Annotated in this window: 17 protein-coding genes; 8 read left to right on the top strand and 9 right to left on the bottom strand. The window is 70.1% G+C overall.

The features are described from left to right. Positions 1-338 precede the first annotated feature (338 nt). Complete coding sequence (locus GVV04_RS00955) at positions 339-962, bottom strand: TetR/AcrR family transcriptional regulator (RefSeq protein WP_161683820.1); 624 nt, start codon at positions 960-962, stop codon at positions 339-341. A gap of 167 nt (positions 963-1129) precedes the next feature. Between GVV04_RS00955 and GVV04_RS00960 the strand changes: the two genes are divergently transcribed. Beyond that, positions 1130-1894 carry an SDR family NAD(P)-dependent oxidoreductase gene (locus GVV04_RS00960; RefSeq protein WP_161683821.1) on the top strand — a complete coding sequence of 255 codons (765 nt, stop codon included), beginning with the start codon at positions 1130-1132 and terminating at the stop codon, positions 1892-1894. 82 nt (positions 1895-1976) lie between these two features. Here the strand turns inward: GVV04_RS00960 and GVV04_RS34205 are convergent, their stop codons facing one another. Further along, positions 1977-5492, bottom strand: coding sequence for a CHAT domain-containing protein (locus GVV04_RS34205; protein ID WP_161683822.1), 3516 nt, complete (start codon positions 5490-5492; stop codon positions 1977-1979). A gap of 89 nt (positions 5493-5581) precedes the next feature. Between GVV04_RS34205 and GVV04_RS00970 the strand changes: the two genes are divergently transcribed. Genes GVV04_RS00970 through GVV04_RS00980 form a run of 3 tightly spaced genes read left to right on the top strand, consistent with a single transcriptional unit; the run spans position 5582 to position 7388 of the window. Beyond that, positions 5582-5944 carry a hypothetical protein gene (locus GVV04_RS00970; RefSeq protein ID WP_161683823.1) on the top strand — a complete coding sequence of 121 codons (363 nt, stop codon included), beginning with the start codon at positions 5582-5584 and terminating at the stop codon, positions 5942-5944. After that, on the top strand, positions 5941-6771 hold the full coding sequence (locus GVV04_RS00975) for a hypothetical protein (RefSeq protein ID WP_161683824.1): 831 nt from the start codon (positions 5941-5943) through the stop codon (positions 6769-6771). The genes GVV04_RS00970 and GVV04_RS00975 overlap by 4 nt, the downstream gene beginning before the upstream one ends. A gap of 17 nt (positions 6772-6788) precedes the next feature. Further along, the gene (locus tag GVV04_RS00980) at positions 6789-7388 is read left to right on the top strand and encodes a tetratricopeptide repeat protein (RefSeq protein WP_161683825.1); all 600 of its coding nucleotides are present in this window, start codon (positions 6789-6791) and stop codon (positions 7386-7388) included. 101 nt (positions 7389-7489) lie between these two features. Here GVV04_RS00980 and GVV04_RS00985 read toward each other — a convergent pair whose 3' ends face one another. Next, entirely contained in the window at positions 7490-7816 is a 327-nt protein-coding gene (locus GVV04_RS00985; RefSeq protein ID WP_161683826.1) for a hypothetical protein, read from the bottom strand. Between the two features lie 12 nt (positions 7817-7828). Then, positions 7829-8485, bottom strand: coding sequence for a DJ-1/PfpI family protein (locus GVV04_RS00990; RefSeq protein WP_161683827.1), 657 nt, complete (start codon positions 8483-8485; stop codon positions 7829-7831). 97 nt (positions 8486-8582) lie between these two features. Between GVV04_RS00990 and GVV04_RS00995 the strand changes: the two genes are divergently transcribed. Next, positions 8583-9551, top strand: a complete 969-nt coding sequence (locus GVV04_RS00995; RefSeq protein WP_161683828.1) for a GlxA family transcriptional regulator — start codon at positions 8583-8585, stop codon at positions 9549-9551. Positions 9552-9578: 27 nt separating this feature from the next. Here the strand turns inward: GVV04_RS00995 and GVV04_RS01000 are convergent, their stop codons facing one another. Beyond that, the gene (locus GVV04_RS01000; protein WP_161683829.1) at positions 9579-9749 is read right to left on the bottom strand and encodes a hypothetical protein; all 171 of its coding nucleotides are present in this window, start codon (positions 9747-9749) and stop codon (positions 9579-9581) included. A gap of 38 nt (positions 9750-9787) precedes the next feature. Then, positions 9788-10624, bottom strand: coding sequence for a LysR family transcriptional regulator (locus GVV04_RS01005; protein ID WP_161683830.1), 837 nt, complete (start codon positions 10622-10624; stop codon positions 9788-9790). A gap of 94 nt (positions 10625-10718) precedes the next feature. Between GVV04_RS01005 and GVV04_RS01010 the strand changes: the two genes are divergently transcribed. The 3 genes from GVV04_RS01010 (at position 10719) to GVV04_RS01020 (ending at position 12934) form a co-directional block, all read left to right on the top strand. After that, positions 10719-11444 carry an SDR family NAD(P)-dependent oxidoreductase gene (locus GVV04_RS01010; RefSeq protein WP_161683831.1) on the top strand — a complete coding sequence of 242 codons (726 nt, stop codon included), beginning with the start codon at positions 10719-10721 and terminating at the stop codon, positions 11442-11444. A gap of 421 nt (positions 11445-11865) precedes the next feature. After that, positions 11866-12747: a helix-turn-helix domain-containing protein gene (locus GVV04_RS01015; RefSeq protein WP_161683832.1), complete on the top strand. Its 882-nt coding sequence runs from the start codon at positions 11866-11868 to the stop codon at positions 12745-12747. After that, positions 12740-12934: a DUF397 domain-containing protein gene (locus GVV04_RS01020; protein ID WP_161683833.1), complete on the top strand. Its 195-nt coding sequence runs from the start codon at positions 12740-12742 to the stop codon at positions 12932-12934. Before GVV04_RS01015 ends, GVV04_RS01020 begins: the two co-directional genes overlap by 8 nt. Positions 12935-12998: 64 nt before the next feature. On the opposite strand, the gene GVV04_RS01025 is transcribed toward GVV04_RS01020, so the two are convergent. From GVV04_RS01025 to GVV04_RS01035, 3 genes are all read right to left on the bottom strand, one after another. Next, on the bottom strand, positions 12999-13283 hold the full coding sequence (locus tag GVV04_RS01025; RefSeq protein ID WP_161683834.1) for a hypothetical protein: 285 nt from the start codon (positions 13281-13283) through the stop codon (positions 12999-13001). A gap of 190 nt (positions 13284-13473) precedes the next feature. Then, complete coding sequence (locus tag GVV04_RS01030) at positions 13474-18390, bottom strand: DNA methyltransferase family protein (protein ID WP_161683835.1); 4917 nt, start codon at positions 18388-18390, stop codon at positions 13474-13476. Then, positions 18387-21188 carry a DEAD/DEAH box helicase gene (locus GVV04_RS01035; RefSeq protein ID WP_161683836.1) on the bottom strand — a complete coding sequence of 934 codons (2802 nt, stop codon included), beginning with the start codon at positions 21186-21188 and terminating at the stop codon, positions 18387-18389. Before GVV04_RS01035 ends, GVV04_RS01030 begins: the two co-directional genes overlap by 4 nt. Between the last annotated feature and the right edge of the window lie 4 nt (positions 21189-21192).

Consider the following 21192-nt stretch of genomic DNA (forward strand, 5'->3'; position numbering starts at 1 on the left):
CTCGGACCATGTACGGATTGATCTTGGTCAAGCGCCCTGAAGGGTGCTCTAGCGATGCAGGCCAGTGGGCCGGGCCCAGCTCGGCCCATACTCCATTCCTAAACCGTGTGCTGAGGTCGTCGAGCGTGTCAGAGTCCCGGGGACCAAGTGGGGACCACGCGGCCTGCGCGATGGTACGCGGCACGACGTCGACCGCACGGTCTGATCTTGGGGATAGCGTGCGTGACGTGCGTGGACGTGTGGCGAATCGTCCTAGTGGTCAAGGCCGAGATCGGTCTTGAGTTGGCGGTAGTCGTGCTCGATGCGCCAGCGGCTCTTGGCCAGGCGTGTCGAGGGCGTCAGGTGGCGTCGAGGTCGGTTCTGCCCCGTTCGGGGCGTAGGACGTCGAAGGCCTTCTCCGTCAGGTCGGGCAGCAGGCCGACGCAGTCGCCGGCCACCCAGATCGCGATCGCGGCGTTCAGTGCGCCGATCGCCGCACCCGCGAGGGTGCGGGGCCGCAGGTCCATGTCGATCTCGCAGCCGAGTCGTGCCGCCAGGGCCTCCGCGACCGTCTGTTCCCAGGCGGGCTGAAGCTTCTGCCGAAAGTAGCTGCTCACCGGAGCCGAACTCGTGGAGAGCCGGGACCGCAGCATCACGGCCTGGCGGTCGCGGTCCAGGCCGTGCGCGAGGCTCAGCACCGCGGCGCGGACTGCCCGCAGCGGGTCCAGGGCCGGGTCGGCCTGCTCGACCTGACGGACCAGTTCGTCGAGCTGCCACTGCCACTCGCCGAAGAGAACCGCTTCCTTCGAGTCGAAGTGGCGGAAGAAGGTGCGCTGGGAGATGCCGACCTCGGCGACGATCTCGTCAACCGTCGTCGTCTGGTAGCCCTTCGACCGGAACAGCCGCAGCGCGGCGGCCTCGATCGCCTGCCGGGTGGCGAGCTGGCGCTGCCGCCGAGGGCCGTCCTCCGTCGAAAGCTGCACGAGTCGAGCATATCAGCGCGTTCGTGGCAGCTATGCCGCGTAGGTCAGAATGGCTTGACCTGCAAATATGTGTGATTATGGGCTCTAGTCTTCGAGGCTGTTGACAGAACTGCCACCACGGCGCAGCCTGCGGAAGAAGGGTTTTCTTGATCAGGCAGGGAGTCACCATGAGGTACGAGAACAAGGTCGTTCTGGTCACCGGAGGCGCGGCGGGCGTCGGGCGCGCGACGGTGCTGAAGTTCGCCGCCGAGGGTGCCAAGGTCGTCTTCACCGACCTCGACGGCAAGCTCGGCGAGGGATTCGCCGCCGAGCTCAAGGCGGCCGGCCACGACGTGCTCTTCACCGTCTCGAACGCCACCGACGAGCAGGACGTGCAGCGGCTGATCGCCACGGTCGTGGCCACCTACGGCCGCCTCGACGTGGCCATCAACAACGTCGGGAACATGGCCGGCGGCGACCGGGTGGGGTTGAAGCTGCACGAGACCCCGGCGGCGGCGTTCGAAGGCACCCTGTCGGTCAGCCTGCGCAGCACCTTCTACGCGATGAAGTACGAGATCGAGCAGATGCTCAAGCAGGGCGGCGGTGTCATCGCAAACACCGTCTCGGTGGCCGGCATGATGGTCTTCCCCGGCGCCTCGACCGCGTACGGCGCGGCCAAGGCCGGCGGCATCCATCTCACCCGGACCGCCGCCACCCAGTACGCCCAGGACAACATCCGGATCAACGCGGTGGCCCCGGGCGTCATCGAGACGCCCGGCATGCGGGCGGCGGTCACCCCCGAGGTGTACGCGGGAGCGGCCGGAGCCCACCCGATGAACCGCCTGATGGTGGCCGATGAGATCGCCGACGCGTTCCTCTACCTCTGCTCGGACGCGGCCTCCGCGGTCACCGGCGTCATCCTGCCGGTGGACGGCGGCGCCACGGCGGCCTGAGGTTGCCACCGCGCTTGTCGCGGGGCGGCGGGACGTTGGCGATCAGTGTCTATCCGCTTTCCACCGGAGCGAACCTCCGTGTTCACGGGCCGTGGTGGATGAACGGTGCCCACCGGCTCGGCTGGTACGGATCCTGCCGGCGCAGCCGCGCCGTCACCCCGTGCAGCGCCTCCGCCGACCGGGACGGGTCGAGTGCGCCGCCTTGGGCGGTAAGCACGTCGTACAGCTCGGCAGCCACGGCAGCCGCGGTGTCGTCGCCGATCGCCCACAGCGTGGAGACGACCTGGCGGAACCCAGCCACCTGGAGGGCGGCGGCCAGGTGGCTGGCCTCGTCGGGCAGTTCAGCGCCGCCCATGGCGGTGTGGCAGGCCGACAGCACCGCCAGGTGCGCGTCGGAGAGATCCAACCGCGCAAGGTCCGTGATGGTGAGCGGGGCGTCGGCGAGGAACAGCGCGGCCCGACCCTCCGAGCCGACGTCGCCGTGGCAGGCGAAGTGGGCGCAGGTCTGCCCAGCCAGCAGCTCCGTCACCCGGGCAAGGGTGGCCGACGCTCCGCTCAGGACCATGGCGTCGGGAAAGCGGGACCGTAGCAGGTCGGCCTCCCGGGCTGCGGCGGGCAGGTCGGGCAGCCCGGTGACGTAGCCGGGCCGCTCGGCGCAGGCCACCACCAGGAGTCGGTGCTCCGACGACCGTGACGGCCGGCGGGCATGGCGCAGCGACCGCACGGTCGAGGTGGTCGATGAGACCACCCGGTCGAGCACCGCGCGCCCTACGGGCTGGTCGTCGGGATCGTGATAGCCGGCGGCGTGCAGCGGGGCCAGGGCGAGCGGGCCCGTCGGGCACCACCACAGCCTCGTCACCGACGGTGGCAGGGCCGCGAGCACCGGGGCCGCGACCACGTCCCACAGCCACTCCAGGTAGCCCAGCAGCACCTGCTCGCGGGGCCCCGACGAGAGGCCGCCGACGCCGACCTGGGCCACCGTCTCGAGGTATCGACCGGTGCGCTCGTCGGCCTGCGCCGCGCTCAGCTCCGGCAGCGGCACGACGTGGACGTCCCGCTCGGTCAGCACGAGCGCGTCGCACCGGTGGCGGCTCACGTTGACCAGCACCACCGGGCCGTCGGTCGCCGCCTGCGCCAGCTCGACGAACGGCGTGGGCAGCAGGAAGTTGGCGAATCCGGGCCGGGCGCGTACGGCCGCGACGGCCTCGTCCCACCCCCGTGCCGAACGGCGCCGGCGCGCGGCGTCAGCCGACCCGTCGGTGCCCACCGGTTGGTCCTCGCGCAGTGCGGCGAGTCGGTCGGCGAGGTCCGGATGGGCCGCGCGCAGCGCGGTCAGCTCGGCCCGGCCGTCCAGCACCTGCCCCCACCACAGGGACCGTCCGTGGTCGAGCAACTCCACCGCCCGCCGGGGGGTGCCGGCGGCGATCGCCGCGGCTGCGGCGTCGCACGCGACGCTCGCCCAGCGCTTGACCAGCGTGTCGCGGTCCGCGGCCCCGATCCCCCGCCACACGGTCAGGTGCAGCTGCGCCACGGCATCGCCGTAGGCCCGGGCGGCGTCGTTCCACCCGGCGCGACCGTCGGCGGCGAGCTCGGCCCGGAGCCCGGCGAGCATCACCAGCGCGTCCATCCGGTCGAAGGAGCGGTCGGGGCCCACCTCCGCCACCCCGTCAAGCACGGCGAGGGCCTCCTCGGCGCGACCGAGGTCACCAAGCACCTGGGCCAGGCCCAACCGGGCGGTCAGGTGGGCCGGCGAGCCCGGCGGCACCGCGGCGAGGACGTCGCCGAACTCGTCGACCGCCTCGAGCAGATCATCGCGGCGCTCCGGGCCACGGTCCCGCAGGGCAAGAGCGAGGTTGAGCCGTGTGTTCGGGTTCGGATCGACTGCCGCCGCCGCGCGCAGGTGGGTCACCGCCGCGTCCAGGTCGTCCGGGTTGCGCCCGAGACGGAAGCGATGGCGCAGCCGGTTGCCGAGGTTTGCCCGCGCCAGGTTGGCGTCGTCCCCAGTGCCGGCGGCTGCCAGGGCCGCCTGCCCCACCTCGATCGCCTCGTCCAGGTCAAAGCGCCGCCCGGTGTGCTGCGACCGGTAGACCAGCGCGGTGCCCAGCGTGAGCAGGTAGCGGGCACGACTCGGATCCTCCCGCTCGGCCAGCTCCACGGCGCGGCGGCTGTGTGCGATCGCCTCGTCGAGGTCCGCCACGTCGCGGTCGCGTAGGAACCGGTTGATCAGGGCCGCGGCGAGGTTGATCAGCTCACCGCGGAGGTGCGTGGGGCTCAACGCGGGGCGGTCGACGGCCTCACACAGCAGATCGACCGCTTCGTCCAGGTCGGCGGCCAGCCCGTGCGCCTCGAAACGGCGCATCAGCGCCGGGCCCAGGGGAATGGCGATCATCGGACGGGCCGGATGACCGGCGGGCAACCGCGCCAGCAGGGTGTGCCCGTCGTCGCAGACGCGCTCCAGCAGGGCGAGGTCGCCGGTGCGCTCGTACGAGTCGAGTAGGCCGGCGAGCGCCGCGCTGTGCCGGGCCAGATCCTCGAGGTCGTCGACGGCGACCTCGGCCGCCGGGCGCAGTGGCGTGGAGCCGGGGCCGGCGACGAACTGCAGGTCGGGGGGTACGCGCACCGGGAACTGCGGACCCCGCAGGTCGACGATCTCGGCCAGCGCACCCTCGGCCGACGCGCGTGTCGTGTCGTCCGCTGTCCGCTCGGCGACCAGCCGCAGGTGGTGCGCGGCAGTGTCCAGGTCGGCCACATCGCCGGTCAGCCGGTAGCGGTCACGGTGCAGCAGGCCCAGGTTGTGCAATTTGGCCATCGCCACGGGATGCTCCGCCGGGTACAGGTCGAGCACCTCGCGGGTGGACCGCAGCACCGCGTCGAGCGCCTCCGCGCTGCCCGTCTGCTGGTAGCGCAACAGGTGTACGCCGCTGAGCAGAGCCACGAACGGCAGGCGGTTGGGATCACCGGCCGGGCACAGCCGCACCGCCCTTTCCACCTCCTCGGTGGCCTCGCCGATCCGCGACACGTCGCCGGTGCGTTCCGTCCACTGGATCAGGGCGGAGCCGCGCAGGGCGGCCAACGCGGCGCGGTCGGGATGGTCGACGGGCAGCAGCAGCACCGCCTGCCCCAGCAGCTCGGCCGCCGCGGCGTGCATCGGGGCTGTGCCGGTCGACGCGCCGAGGGCGTTGAGCTCCCGGGCGGCGAGCACGGCGTCCTCGACGTGGCGTTGTACGCCTGTGACGACCCCCAGCCGCAGCGACAGGCCGGCGAAGGAGTACAGGAAAACGCCCGTCAGGTCGGGCTGCTCCACCGGGGCCAGCCGGGCCAGCTCCCGGTAGACCTCGACGCAGCCCGCGAGGTCCTCGGGTGAATCGGCGACCTCAGCGCGCGCTTTCCGCGCCTCGCCGATGACGAGCAGGGCGGCGAACCGCTCCGGCGCGTCGGCGGGACAGAGCGCCAGCGCATACACTCCTGCGGCCACCGCCTCGTCGAGGTCGGCGGCCCGGCCGGACTCACGGAACCGGGCGAGCCAGCCCCGGACCTCCCGCAGCGCGGCACCGATCCGGTCCTCGTCACCCGCTGGCCGGTCGCGTCGTCGAAACACCGCGCAACCTCCCGTGGTCGGCGTGACACCCAGGGTAGAGCAAGCTCGATAGACTCAGGCGCCCACAACGGACCGGGGAGGCCACTCAGGTGCAGTCCGATGTAGACGTCCTGGCCGTGTGGTGCGCCCTACTGCCCGCGCTGCGCGAGCAGGCCCGGGCCAACGGCGTGCTGGACCGGCTCGACCGCGACGCCGAGCGGGTCCGGGCGGGCGGCTCCGCGCGGCAGGCGCTGCTCAAGTGGCAGCCACGCGACGCCGCCGGGGAGCTGCGCGGCTGGTCCGACCGACCGACGGCCGGGCTGGCCGGGCTGCCGGGGCTGGCCCACGCGCCGGGTGTCGGTGCGGGGAACTACACCTGCCCGCGGGACCGGTGCGCCCGCCGCGCCACCCGTGACGAGCACGGCCACCCGCCCCGCTGCCCCGCCTTCGACACCCCGATGCGGCCGGCATGATCGGCGTCCTCACCGAGGTCGGCAAGCGGGTCAACGGCCGCTGGCTGACTGCGGTCCTGCTGCCGGGTCTGCTGCTGGTCGCCGTCGCGGCGGTCGCCGCCGCGCTCGGTCACACCCGCCCGTTCGACGTGGACCACCTCGCCGCGACGACCGGGCGGGCGGGCCGCGACCTGGCGGCGGATCCGGGACGGCTGGTGGTCACGCTGGCCGCCGCCTTCGTCGCGGCGGGGCTGGCCGGCACGGCTGCACCCGGCCTCGGTCGGCTCGCCCAGCGCTGGTGGCTGCGCGAGCGCTTCCTCACCGGTGACCTGATCACCCGTACCCGGTGGTCACGGCGCTCCCGGGCGCTCGCCGCCGCGCGCCGCGCCGACGCGCCGGTCGTCGCCGCGTACCTGCCGCAGCGTCCCACCTGGCTGGGCGACCGGGCCCGGCTGGTGGAGGTGCGGGCGCGGGCGCAGTACCACCTCAGCGCGGCGCTGGTGTGGCCACGGCTGTGGCTGCTGCTGGACGAGGACTCCCGCCGCCCGATCACCGACGTGCGGACCCGCTACGGCGAGGCCGTCGCGCTGGTCGGCTGGGCGGTGCCGTACCTGTTGCTCGGGCTGCGGTGGTGGCCTGCGCTGCTGGTCGGTGCGGGGATGCTGCTGACCGCCTGGCGTCGCCTGCGCGACACGCTGGCCGAGCTGGCCGAGCTGATCGAATCCGCGCTCGACCTGCGCCTGCGTGACCTGGCGGAGGCACTCGGCCAGCCGCTGGCCGGTGCCGAGCCGAGCCCCGCCGAGGGGCGGGCGCTCGACGACCGGCTCGGCAAGGCCGGGCCCGTGTAGCGACCGAGGAGCACCGGATGAGATTCCTGCCGTCCCGACCCAAGCCGCTGCCCGCCGACCTGGACCGGCGCGCCCGGGCCGCGCTGGCCCTCTTCGACGCCGGCCAGTACGCGCTCGCCGAACGCGCCTGGCACACCCTGCTGGCCGACTGCGAGCGCCAACTGGGTCCGGATCATCCCGAGACCCTGTGTACCCTCGACCGGCTCGGGTCCGCGCTGTTCCGCCTCCGGCGGCCGGTCGAGTCGGCCGACCGGCACCGCGAAGCTCACCGCCGGGCCGCCGCCAGCCTCGGCCGCAGCCATCCGACGACACTGATGTACGCCTACAACCTTGGGTGCGCACTGGTGCTGATCCACCAGTGGGGCGAGGGGCTGCCGGTGCTGCGGGAAGCCCTGCGACGCCAGCAGCGCAAGCTCGGCGAGGCGCATCCGGCCTCCCTGGCCACGGCCAAGACCCTCGGCGTGTCGCTGTTCATGGCCGGCGACGCCCGGGCCGCGTTGGAACTGCTCGAATCCAGCTACCAGGTGGCTGCCCAGGCCTTCGGACCGCACGACCCGCTGGTGCGCGACATCGGCGAGAACCTGCGGGTGGCGCGGCGCAACACCCACCGAACCTGAGGGACGTCGGGGGTGCGTGGACTTCGGGATCGCCGAGCGGCCCTGCCGCATTCGTTGTCCGAGCACGACGACGGTTCCTGCCGGGACAACTCGGCCGTGGCCTAACTTCGGATGTCTCGGGACGCCTGATCGCGGCGGGTGCCGGTAACCGCGGTACGGGGCAGGCGCCCCGCGCGGGAGTGACCGGTCAGGGTGGCGCCATCCACGACCACGTCGAAGTCGAGATTGAGGCGCATCGGGCGGGTCACCGACTGCCGCCAGGTCACCCGGGGGCCGTCGCAGACGAGTGCGGCCAGCGCCACGGTCTCCGACGCGGTCGACGCGGTGCCGGTGAGCGCGCCGCTGACGTCGTCGAAGACATAGGTGGCGCGCAGGGTGCCGATCGGGGTCTTCAGGCTGACGTCCCAGGTGCCGAGAATGGGGTGCACGAGCGCCTCCCTTCAGACCGTGACGGGCGCGAGGCCGGCATTGCGCCACACGATGCCGCGCCGTTCGTACTCGAAGAGGGTTTCGACGGCGTGCGCGACGCGCGGGCCGAACTCGCGCTCCAGGATGTGCAGCCCGAGGTCCAGGCCGGACGTGACGCCACCGGCGGTGACGAGGTCGCCGTCGTCGACGACCCGGGCCTGAATCGCGCGGACGCCCGTCGCGTCGAGCACGTCCATGCCGAGGTGGTGGGTCACCGCGTGGCGGCCGTCGATCAGGCCGGCCATGGCCAGGGCGAGCGACCCGCCGCAGACGGCCGCGACCGTGACGTCGGGGTTGTGGAGGGCGGCGCGCAGCAGCGGCACGACCGCCGACTCGGCGAATCGGGCCAGCAGTACGGGGATCGTCACCGCGCCCTGGTCGGGGTCGCCGACCGTGGGCCCGCTGGCACCGGGTACGACGACGTAGCCCGGTCGGTCCGGGTCCAGCTTCCCGGTCGCCCGCAGCAGCAGGCCGCAGGTGCCACTGACCACGTCCCGCCGGCCCTCGGCGGAGACGAGCTCCAGGGTCAGGGCACCTCCGGCCGCGTCGCTTCCGGCCGCGAGGACCTCGAAGGGGGCGATGACATCGAGCGGGTCGAACCCGTCGAACAACACGATCTGCACCAACATGGCTCTGATCCTCGGCGTCACCGGTCGACGCGACCAGTGGCAAGATTGCCATCGTTCGACTGTTTCCTGCCGCGCCCTTCGACCGAGGAGTGTCGCCGTGCACACCGTGCTCGTCCTGGCGCTACCGGACACGATCGCGTTCGACCTCGCCACGCCGATCGAGGTGTTCGGCCGGGTGCGGCTGCCGGACGGTCGGGCCGGCTACCGGGTGCTGGTCTGCGGCAGCGAGCCCACGGTCGACGCCGGCCCGCTGCGACTGGCCGTCGACCACGGCCTCGACGCGCTCGCGGGCGCCGACACCGTGATCGTGCCCGGCCGGTACGATCCGGCCGCGCCGGTGCCCGCTGCGGCACTGGGCGCACTGCGGGCCGCTGCGGCCGCCGGCACCCGCATCGCCTCGATCTGCGTCGGCGCGTTCACGCTCGCCGCCGCCGGGCTGCTCGACGGCCGGCGGGCCACCACGCACTGGGCCGCCGCCGAGCGGTTGCGCGCGGCGTTCCCGGCCGTGCGGGTCGACCCCGAGGTGCTGTACGTCGACGCGGGCCAGTTCGTCACCTCGGCCGGGGCGACGGCGGGCGTCGACATGTGCCTGCACCTCGTGCGCCGCGACTACGGTGCCGCAGTCGCCGCCGACGCCGCCCGGCAGGCCGTGGCGGCACTGCACCGCGACGGCGGGCAGGCGCAGTTCATCGTGCGCCCCGGGGCGGGCGGCACCGAGATCGGCCTCGGCGCGGTCCTGCAGTGGCTGGAACTGCACGCCTGCGAGGGGCTGACCCTGGCCGATGTGGCCGCCCATGCCGGGCTCAGCGTGCGCACGCTCAACCGCCGCTTCCACGAGGAGACCGGCCGCACCCCGATGCAGTGGGTCACCGCCGTGCGCGTCCGCCGGGCGCAGGAGCTGCTGGAGAGCACCGATCACGGCGTCGACCGGATCGCGCACCTCGTCGGCTTCGCCTCGCCGGCGCACTTCCGCGTCCAGTTCAAGCGAATCAGCGGGGTGGCGCCGCAGGCGTACCGCAGCACCTTCCGCGCCCGGCCCCGCACGGCGACGAGCGCGCCCGCGTAGCGCACGCCGTCGGCCGGTGCTGCGCCGCTATCCGTCGAGCGACGCCTTGGCGGCGTCGATGGCGTCGAGCAGCTCCTCGTGGTGCGCGAAGGCATCCTCGACGACGGCGACGTCCACCCCGCATTCGCGTTGCCGAGCCCGCAGCAGCGTCTTCTCGGTCAGGGCCACCGGGAAGGCCAGCGGGTCGAGGCCGGGCACCTCGCCTTGGCAGTCGGCGGGGCTGGGGGAGCGGAGGCTCAGAGGCGTGTGGCTACGCGGACCAGGTCGGCGAGTGCTCGGGAGCGGCTGTGTGGCGGCCAGGCGATGACGGTCGTCACGGTCGGCGCGTCTAGAACCGGCACGGCGGCCAGGCCTTCGAGCAGGTTGGCTCGGCAGGATTCGGGCATGACCACGGTGGTGCGGCCAAGCGCGATCAGCTGGAAGAGCTGCGTCTGGTTGCGTACCTCCGCGCCGGGGCCTTCGGGGTAGGCGCCGCCGGGGCCGGGCCAGCGAGCAAGCGGGAGGTCCGACAGTGAACTGACATCCGCTGTCCGGACGTGGGATCTGCCGGCGAGTGGATGCGAGGTGGGAAGGATGGCGACCTGTCCCTCGGTGTTCAGGATTTCGGTGTCGAGTTCGGCCGTCGAGTCGAAGGGTTGATGCAGTAGTGCCACGTCGGCCTGGCCGTCATGCAGCGTTTGCTGGGGCTGGGATTCGCAGAGCAGCAGGTCGACGGCGACGGCACCCGGCTCGGCGGCGTACGCGTCGAGCAACTTTGCCAGTAGTTCGCCGGAGGCGCCGGCCTTGGCGGCCAGGACGAGCGAGGGCCGACTCGTCGCGGCATGCTGGGTGCGCCGCTCGGCTGCGGCCAGCGCGCCGAGGATCGCCCGGCCTTCGGCCAGCAGCACTGATCCGGCTTCAGTGAGCGTGACTCTGCGGCTGGTGCGTTTCAGCAACGGAACTCCGAGTCGTTGCTCGAGCTGAGTTATCGTCCGCGACAGCGGCGGCTGGGCGATACCCAGGCGCTGGGCGGCCCGGCCGAAGTGCAACTCCTCGGCGACCGCAACGAAGTACCGCAACTCCCGCGTCTCCACCCGTTCAGACTACCGCCCGATCCATACCAGCTGGGTATCGTTGCGTGACTCAGACGGTGTTGGTGCCTGCCAGCCGCCCAGTACGTTCAAAGGCATGAGCGAACAGACAATTGCGCTGGTCACAGGCGCGAACAAGGGAATCGGATACGAGATCGCGGCCGGGCTCGGCGCGCTGGGCTGGAGCGTCGGAATCGGGGCTCGGGACGAGCAGCGCCGGGAGGACGCCGTGGCGAAGCTGCGTGCGGCCGGCGTCGATGCGTTCGGTGTGCCCCTGGATGTGACCGACGACGCGAGCGTTGCGGCCGCCGCCGCACTGATCGAGGAGCGCGCCGGGCGGCTCGACGTGCTGGTCAACAACGCCGGCGTCGCCGGGGCATGGCCGGAGGAGCCCTCGACCGTTACGCCGGAGGGTATGCGGGCGGTGGTGGAGACCAACGTGATCGGCGTCGTGCGGGTCATCAACGCGATGCTGCCGCTGCTGCGCCGCTCCGAGCGCCCGCGGATCGTCAACCAGTCCAGCCACGTCGCTTCCCTGACCTTGCAGACCACGCCGGGCGTCGACCTCGGCGGGGTCAGCGGGGCGTACTCACCGTCGAAGACGTTCCTCAACGCGGTCACCATCCAGTACGCCAAGGAGCTGGGCGACACCAACATCAAAATCAACAATGCCTGCCCCGGCTACGTCGCGACCGATCTCAACGCCTTCCACGGAACCAGTACGCCCGCAGAAGGCGCCAAGATCGCCATTCGGCTCGCCACGCTGCCGGACGACGGCCCGACCGGAGGGCTGTTCGACGACGCCGGGAATGTGCCCTGGTGACGAGCCTCCTGCCCACCCACCGTTGAGATGCCCCACGAGGTGGGCGACCCAGTAGATCACTCCCTGTCTGCACACCGTCCCGTAACTGCCGTCGGCCGCGTAGTTCCGATATACCAAGCAACGAACCTATCGACCTCCGCCGCCGGGCATCTCACCCGGACGTCCGCTTCGGACTGCTCAGCCATGGCCGAGATGAGCAGGTGACGGCGGCCATCGCTGCCCGATGACGCGCCACAACCCGATTCTCCCCGCATGGAAATTGCACGGTGATGGCTCTTGTCGGGGGTGTCTTGTATGGTCAGAGGCGCATTCGAATTGAATGGTCGCCCACCTCCGTAACTCATCACAGGGCACCATTCCAGTGTTTCACGGACGCCAAGAAGCATGTAACAAAATGCAACACGGAGAGGGGCGGGAGCGGATGACCGAAGACATGGGATCGACAGTCCCCCGGCGACAGCTCGGGCGGGCGCTACGCGACCTGCGCACCGAGGCCGGCATGACACTCGACGGCGTCGCCGAGGCGATGCACTGCAGCCGGCAGAAGATGTGGCGCATCGAGAGCGGCCTCGGCGCCGTCCGCCCCATCGACGTCCAGGGCATGTGCCAGCTGTACCGGGCGACGCACGAGCTGATGGGCGCCCTCATCGCCCTGGCCGCCGAGACCAAGACCAAGGGCTGGTGGCACTCGTACGGCGACGCCATCCCCGACTGGTTCGAGATGTACGTGGGTCTGGAGGCCGCCGCATCGCGGCTACGCGAGCACGACGACACTCTGATTCCCGGGCTGCTCCAGACCCGAGGCTACGCTTATGGCGTCTATCAGCATCGCTCGCGCATTTCTCAGGACGAACGCGATCGGCTGGTCGAGGTCCGACTGCAACGCCAGGCGCTACTGGGACGCCGCCTTCCACCCGCACCACAGTTCGAGGTCGTTCTCTCCGAGGCGGTGCTGCTCCGGGTCGTCGGCGACCCGGCCACGATGGTCGAACAGCTACGACACCTGCTCGACGCAGGCAGGCTCCCGCACGTCTCGATCCGGGTGCTCCCCCTCAGCGCCGGTCTCCACTTCGGCGCGGTCGCCGGCCCCTTCGTCATGCTGGACTTCCCGCTTCGCAACAGGGTGGAGCCGGAGCCTTCGGTCATCTACAGCGAGTCGCTGACCGGGGCGCTCTACCTCGACCGCAGGGAAGAACTCGCGATCTACGAAGAGGTATGGACAAGCCTCACCGCACTCGCCCTTGATGAGCAACAATCGAGGCAACTGATCAACAAGATCATCGGAGAGGTCCATCATGGCTGAGCTGACCGGCGCCCAGTGGCGCAAGAGTATCCGCAGCGGCGACAACGGCGGTAACTGCGTCGAGGTCGCCGACAACCTGCCCGGCCTCGTCGCCGTACGCGACAGCAAGGACCCGGCCGGGCCCGGCCTCACCTTCTCCCCCGCCGCCTGGACCAGCTTCGTCCGGTCCACCAAGTCCCCGCACTGAGCCGTACACCAGACGGGAGCGCGGCCGGCAGACACGGCGGACGCGCTCCCGTCACGCAACCGGGTCAGGACGCCGCGTCTCCACACGCGGGTTGGGCCGGGTCACTGAACAGCGACCACCGGTTCCGCCACGCCTCCACATTCGCCGGGTGGATCGCCGTGTGCCGGCTACTCGGGTAGCGCGGGCGGATGCCACCAACGCTCGCCATAATCTCGTCGTGCCGCTCGCGTACTCCGCTGCGCAGCTCGTCCCCGGGCACGACGTAGAAGTCTCGGCGTCCATCGGTAACGTCCACGAGGACGTAGAGATCAATCGACGCCGCCGTCATCTGGTCGATGTCCGCGATCATCCACGCGTCCTACGCGGCGACCTGAACGGCCGCCTTCCTACCGTTGATCTCCACGAACCTCTGCGCACGTGCAGGCTCGCCGAATAACCCTGCAACAGAGCCTCGGCCACGGCAAGGTGCCGCCCGGCTTGGTGCTTCTGGTGGTTGCTCGGGGCCATCTACTCTCCCTCGGAGTGAAGAGGACAGTGAACTACGACGGCTGCCAGCCAGCGTCGATCGCATTCTGAAGCCGCTTGCTAAACACGGCATGAGCCTGCCGATACTCGTTCTCCCGGTCCGCCTTGTAAAACGGTGCCGTATACCCGTCCGGCACTGGCAGTGAATCAGGGTCGCCGAGAAATACGAGCAGTTTCTCGTAGGTGCCCTTCGCCTGACCAAATCCGTATGCGTATGAATCGGCAGCTACCCGACGCCCAGTAGAATCGAACCACATTTCTTCTTCCCGGTCAGACAAGATCGAGTATCGCGACCGCAGGACTGCAATTAGCTCATCAACGCCAATCCCTAACCACACAGCAACCAGCGCGTCGAGCTCGACAAGAAGGGAGCGGCGGGCGTACTCGCTACGCATCGGCACACAAGAGTCCCAAAAGCCATGCACGGAACCGAGGGATTCTTGGAAAGGCCACAACACAGCCCACCCCTCACCCAGCCACGTCTCGCTAAACAACGCCTCCCAGAGGTCCCTGTATGCAGAGGTAAGGCAGTTCAAGCGAAGCGTCCGAAGAAGAAGGGCGTTAGCCAGGGGATGACTCCCTTGAGCTGCTGGCATGGAACGAACATCTGCAGGATGCAAATCAGAACGGCCAGTGACTCTCAGGTAATAGTCCAGAGGAATCGACGCCCAAAAGCCCGCCGTGAGCGCCATAACCAACGGGTCCGAAAGCGCCATCGAACAGATTGTGTTCACATGCGCCGGGCCCGGAGGAAGGATCGCAGCAAAGAGCGAGCGCTCGGTATTGAATGGAATCATTCGACGCCACGCCAGTCGGAAGTAGTCCGTGTATGCACGCTCATTCCATTTATCCTGGCCAGATCGACTCAAAGCCTCACTCTGCGTCATCACGTAGTTCGTGACCGGGACAAAATCGTCGGGGAGGCGAGAAAGTTCCACATAATCCCAGTCACGGTTACTACGACAGGGAATTCTCGGCTGCTTCACGATGGGTTGCGCAACGCCAAAGTGCGGACCTTGAAGTACAACCTGGCTCAGCATCTCAGGCGCGGTCTGCTCCCAGTGAATCAAACCCTCCTTTCGAGCGGTGGATTCGTCATAGCCGCGGCTAATTTGAAGCGAACTCTCTCCCAGCCGGCGATAGAACTTGGCGAGAGCAGAGATAGCGCCAGCCTCATGCACAGTGATCGGATAAATGATCTGCACTTGCTCCAACGAGGCATCGGTCTCGCGCCTCAAGAGCCGCCACTCGGCCAACAGATCGGCGTTTACGTTAATAACCCGGGAACGATGCGGGCGAACGTCCCACCTGCCGCGAAACTTCAGTCTTGGTGACTCACCGATGCCATCATGAGTTAGCGACAACGCGAGGGTCGAGGCACTGTAGAGCCGGCTGAGATGCTTAAACTCGGGGTGTTGCGGAGAGCCGTAGATATGTAGCCCGAATTCAAGGCTTCTCACAGCGTCAGCAAACGCCCAGTTCGATCCGTTAACAAAGCTTCCATGAACCCTCAATCGGGCGTAGGACGCGGCCCGAAGGGCCCCTTCCTTCACCCCACCGAGATGCGTATCTGGGTGAATCATTCCCGACGTTCCTGGCGAATTTGAATTCCGCCATACTTGACACATCATCGCGCGATACAGGTCGGGCTGAGTCCCTACCAGCAAAGGGTAAGCTGCGACAGAACCCAGGAACGCGACAGTGCCACAGCTATTGGAGAATTCATGAAGGAAAGATAAGCGGAAATCTTTCGCAGAAAGTAGGCTCTTTGCGCGTCGTAGCCACTGCTCGGTCGACGCCCTTTCCACAAGTTTGAACCAGGGCTCAGATTCAGCCAATACAGCGTCGGCCTCCCAACGAGGCCGCACCCACGGCGGGTTGCCGACTTGGAGGTCGAAGCCGCCCTTGGCGAAGGCTTGGACGAAGGTCAACTCCCAGTGGAAGAAGCCCTGCTGTTCGGCGATCTGGTCGGCGGCGAGGAGCCAGGGGAACCGGTCGGAGAGCGTCCAGGGCGAGTCGACGCCGATAACCCCGTCAAGCCTCTGCTCGAACTCGCTGATCTCGCTCAGGCTCGTAAGCTCCCGACCGTAGAACCGTGCCGCGTTCTCGTCCGCGTCACTCCGGCCGATGAGCGCCTCGGCGAAGGTAAGCCAGTCGTCGAGGTTGGTCAGCGGCACCTGCTGACGGAGTTGCTCCGCCACGGTCACTCGCCGCGCGCCGCCGGTCGGCTTCGTCGGCAGCTTCATCTGCTGCGGCTGCACGTTTCCGAAGACGTCCACGACCTCGTAGGCAGCCGGCTCCTCGTGCTCCGGCACCTCGCTGACGTGCGACACCTGGACGGGCGTCGCCGGGTACGCCGCATCGGAGCCGTCGAGCAGGCCGACCTTGTCCAGCGGCCAGAACCACAGCGCGCACCACACGTCCATCAGCGTCTTCAGCCGCCAGTACGGCGTGCCGGGCGCGGTCAGGTCGGCGAGAATGTCCTCCCGGGCCACCGCCCCGGTCACCGGCGGCAGGTCCTCCGCGCCCCAGACCTTGATGTCCCGGCGGATCTCCCGCTCCGAGATGTCGAGCCGCTGCTGCACCAGCCCCCACAGGAACTCGACCCGCCGGGCGAGCGCCTGCAAGCGGCTGACCTGTGAGTTCTTCCCCTTCGCGGACGGCGTGCGCTTCATCGCCGTACGCCATGCCTTGAGCTTGGCGGTTTCGGCCGGGGCCAGCTCGCGGGCCTCCTTCTCCCCCGCGACCGCGCCCCACCCGTCGGCGGGGAGCAGGAAGTGGTGGATGGTGCCCTCGTCGATCGGCCCGTCCCGGAACGGCTTCTCCGCCGGGGCGGTGCCGAGCCACGACTTGTCGGCGAGCTGCTTCGCGTCGTAGGTCTTGCGCCCGCAGCCGATCAGGGAGTTGCCGCGTTGCAGGTGCAGGCCGAACCAGGGGGCCTGGAGGCCGGCGTGCATGACGTTGAGCCAGAGGGAGACCTCGGCCAGCTCGACGGCGGTGCGGTTGAGGTCGACGCCGTAGCAGTTGTGCAGGGCGATGTACGCCTTCACCCGCTGGAGTTCGAGGTGGTAGTCCTCCGGGTCGAGGGTCACGTCGAGTTCGGCCTGCCGGCGGCGCAGGTACTCGGCGGCGACCTGGTTGATGGCCTCGTTGAGGAACGCGCCGGAGCCCAGCGCCGGCTCGCAGATCGTCCAGTCCAGCAGCTCACGCGCCAGGGTGGTGGTGCCGTCCTGGTCGAGGCGGTACTTCAGGGCGAGCTGGACGGTGACCTCGGTGAGCGACTGCGGGGTGTAGTAGGAGGCGCTGGTCTGCCGGTCCCGGCCGGCGAGCCGGTAGACGAACTGGCCGGGCTGGTAACTGACCCGGCTGCGGACGCCCGTGTACGGGTCCTCCTTGTAGACGAAGACGCCGTCCTCGTACTCGTCCGACTTGGAGGCGGGGATCATCCACGAGCCGTCCTTCGGGTCGCCGTTCTTGGCGACCTCGTAGAGCTGCTCGGTGGCGACGAAACCGGTGTACGACATCAGGCCCTCGTACACCGCGCCGAGCTGGTTGATGCCGAGCTGGGCGTACGAGATGAAGCCGCCGCGCCGCTTCCGGCCGCCCTTGGTGAGCATCAGCCGGCGCAGCACCTCGTAGAGGACCTTGTTGCGCAGCCGGGTGTCGATCCGCGGGCCCTGCTCGTCGTCGGGGTCGCTGCCCGGCTCGGCGATGAGCCGGCCGATGAGCTTGGTCTTCTCCGGCAGGAACAGGTCCGAGCGCATCGGCTCGAAGCGCAGGCCCTCACCCTCGCTGGCCTTTTCCTCGACCTCCGCGCCGCCGCGCGGGCGGTGGCCCTCGTTGACCATGCGGAACAGCAGGTCCAGCGACTCGTGCAGGTGGGTGCCGCCCTCGGCCGACGGCGCGAGGCGGCGGGAGACGAGGTCGCCGAGGCGGGCGAGGCTGTACCCCTCGACGTACTGGGGGTCGTTGACCGGCAGCACGCCCAACTCGGGGCGGGCCTCGGCGTAGAGCAGGAACAGGATGCGGTAGAGGTAGCGCAGGGCCTCCCGGCCCAGTTCCTTGGCCAGCTCGTCGAGGTCCATGACCTGCTGCGGCTGGTGGCCCGCCTGGCGGATGCGGTCGAGGACCTCGTTGGCGATGAGCTCGACGGAGACCTTCAGGCCCTCGCGGAGTTCGCCGGAGACGCCGACGGCGTGCTGGCGGGAGCCGGCGACCAGGTCGGCGAGGGGTTCGGTGCCGCCCTCGGCGGGTGGGCGCAGCGAGTCGGCGCCGAACAGGGCGGCGACGACGTCGTACTCCCGGTCGTCGTTGCGGGCGTACAGGGTGTCGAGGCTGACGGCCAGGTAGCGGCCCTCGCCCCAGGCGCTGCGGTCGGCGAGGGTGACGACGCCGCCGCTGAGGATGAGCACGTACCGGAGTTTGGGGTTGTCGGCGGCGAGCAGCCAGGAGGCGAGCTTCGCGCCGGTGGTGATGGACTCGTTGCCGGGCAGGGTGAGCGGGTCAAGCAGCCGGCCCGCGCCGTCGGGGTCCTGGGCGGCCTCGGAGTCGACGGCCCAGCCGCAGTCCAGGGCGACGATGCCGTGGGTGGTGTCCAGCTCGGCGTGGGCGACGCGGATCTCGTGCGCGTGGCCGGCCCGCTCGACGGTGACGGTCCTCGGCTGCGGCTCGTACCCGAGGGACTTCAGCAGCTCCTGGTGGAGCTTGCGCAGCCGCTCCGGGTCGAAGAACTCGTCGTCGGCCAGCTCGGCCTTCGCGTCGAAGTAGGGGCGGCGCAGGCCGCGCAGCCCGGTGCGCGGCGTGCCCTGCCCGGACTTCTCCCGCTCGGCCCACTGCTTGACCAGCCCGCCCTTGAGGGTGGTGGGCAGGATCTCGGCCAGGTAGTGCGCGGAGAGGTACTCGCCGCGGTTGGTCAGCGACTCGAAGCTCATGCGGCACCCTCCGGGGACGGGACGAGGACGGCGAGGACCCGCAGCAGCGGATCGCCGGCGGTTTCCAGGCGGTCGAGCAGGTCGTGCTGCTCGGCGACGGTGGCGTGTACGCGCTGGCGGCGCTTCTCGCGGTGCGCGCCGGGCAACTCGTCGAGGATGCTGGCCTGCTCGAAGGTCCTCAGCTGCTCGCGGTGCCGGCGCAGCGGCTCGGCGTTGGCCTCGGCCCACTCGTCGCGCTTGCCCTCCAGGTGCCGCCGGGCGGCGTCCACGGCCTGCGGCAGCAGGTCCTTCAGCGGCGCGATCGCGACGGACCCGGCGCGGTTGACCATGGTCGGGCCGACGTCGGCCGCGCGGAGGACCTCGTCCATGGGGCGGACGGTCGGCTGCCCGGGCAGCCCGGAGACGGCCATCCACTGGACCACGGTGGGTTGGCCGAGGCGGTTGGCGTAGACGCCCTGGATCAGATAGGTCGGTGCGGTCACGTCGGCGGTGAGCACCGGGGCCTGCTGCCGGCCGAGGCGGATCAGCACCTTGTCCACCAGCCAGTCGACCATCGGGTGCACGTCGCTGAGGAACGCGATCTCCGGCCACATCGGCGTCCGGCTCTGCCGGGCCTGGTCGAGCTTGCGCTGGGCGAGCGCCCGATCGAAGGTGACCTTGAGTCGCAGCTTCTCGCCCTCCCGGTGGGCCCGCAGGTAGGAGCGGGGCAGGTCGGTGAGCCGGTGCACCAGGTCGTCGGGGGCGAAGAAGGTCAGCAGCTCGTCCTCGCGGCGCAGGTCGATGTGGTCCTCTGGGCGGTCCTCGTAGATCTCGTGCAGGGCGGCGTCGACGAAGTCGCGGGTGGAGTCGAAGAGCTTCGGCACCCGGGCGCGGGGCACGTCCGCCGTCACGGGGGCGGTGCCGACGTCGCCGAAGAGGTCGGCCATCACGTCGACCTCGGCGTGGGCGTCCTCGTAGGACTCCTCCACCGACCTGCCGGCGAGCAGGTCGCGGACGAGCCGGTCCTCCTCGGCCCTGGCGTCGTAGAGCCCGGTCGCCGCCTCGACGCTGCCGAGGCTGCGGTGGGCCGTCTCCTCCCGGTCGAGCAGCTTCTTGGCGACCGTGCGGTCGTCCTTGGCGTCGTCGCGGGCCGAGGTGAGGATGAGCGCCCGGAACTGCGGCTGGTGCTTCTGGCCGTACCGGTCGATGCGGCCGTTGCGCTGCTCGATGCGGATGAGGCTCCACGGGACGTCGTAATGGATCAGATGGTGGCACTGCTGGTGCAGGTTGACACCCTCGGAGGCGACGTCGCCGGTGAAGAGCAGCCGCACGTCGCTGCCGGCCAGCTCGAACTCCTGGAGGATCTTCTGCTCGTCGGAGTCGGCGACGCCGCCGTGCAGCACCCGGACGGCGTTCGGCTTGAGGCCGAGCAGGCCGGGGACGACCTCGGCGAGCCACTTGACGGTCGGCACCCGCTCGGAGAAGACCACCGCCCGGAGGTCGCTGCCCCGGCCGACGCCGATCTTCTCCAACTCCTCGACCAGCCTCCGCAGCTTGCTGGAGTCCCGGTCGGACATCGCCGAGGTCAGCTCCGCGAGCCGGTCCAGCGCCGCCAGTTCCGTGCCGGTGGCCTTGCCGCGCCGGTTCGCCACCGTCTCGCGCAGCGCCCGGTGGGAGGAGAGGAAGGACTTCAACAGCGTGTACGGGAAGAGCCGGTGCTGACCCGTGACCGCCTCGTCGCTCCACTTGCCGGCCAGCCACACGTCGGTCAGCTCGTCGAAGATCTGCTCCTCCACGCCGCCCGCCGCGCAGTGCAGCGCCTGGGAGGGGCCACGGTCGGCCCAGCGGTCGCCGATCTGGTCGCGCACCTCCGGGCTGATCTTCGTACGCCGCAGGTAGAGGTGGGCGATGTCGCTGGCCTGGTAGTTCTTCTCGTTGGCGATGGCCGCCGGGTCGAGCAGCGAGATCAGTTGGGCGAAGGACTCCTTGTCACCGTTGTGCGGGGTGGCGCTGGCCAGCAGCAGCGCGTCGGTCTGCGCGGCGAGCCGGCGGGCCAGCTCGTTGCGCTGGGTGCCCTTGTTGATGAGGTTGTGCGACTCGTCGATGACGACGGCGTCCCAGGTGGTGGCGTCGAGGTGGTGGCCGAACTGGCCGGCGTCCTTGAGGGTGTCGACGGAGATGATGGCCCGCTTGAAGTAGGTGAACGGGTTCCGCCCGGCGGGGATCTCCTGCTGGATGCGCTGAATGCCGGTCGAGTCGAGCCGGACCAGCGGGATGGCGAAGCGGGTCCAGAGTTCCCGCTGGAACTGCTCCAGCACCTGCTGGGGCGACACGACGAGGATGCGGTCGCCCCGGCCCCGGCGGATCAGCTCGGCGAGGATCAGCCCGACCTCCAGGGTCTTGCCGAGGCCGACCACGTCGGCGAGCAGGATCCTTGGGCGCAGGCCGGACAGGGCCAGCTCGACGGGGCGCTGCTGGTAGGTCAGCGGGTCGAGCAGGAACCGGTCGGCCAGGGCCAGGCCCCGCTCGGTGCGGGGCAGCGGGGTGCGCCGCAGCACGGCCTCCAGGAACAGCCGGCTCTGCCGGAACCGGGAGGAGGTGTCCTGGACGAGTTCCGTCTCCTCGGGCACCAGCGGCGTGATCTCCTCCAGGCCCGTGAAGAAGGTGGCCTCGACGTCCTGGACGAACTCGGAGACGCCGACTGCCTTGATCATGGTGCCGTCGGCGGTGCCGGTCTTCACGCCGCGGACCAGCCACTCCTCGTCCCGGACGGCGATGCGGGAGCCCGGGGCGAAGGTCGCGGCCTGGGTGGTGGTCATCGGT

It is taken from the genome of Micromonospora rubida (assembly GCF_009908295.1).
Taxonomy (GTDB): domain Bacteria; phylum Actinomycetota; class Actinomycetes; order Mycobacteriales; family Micromonosporaceae; genus Micromonospora; species Micromonospora rubida.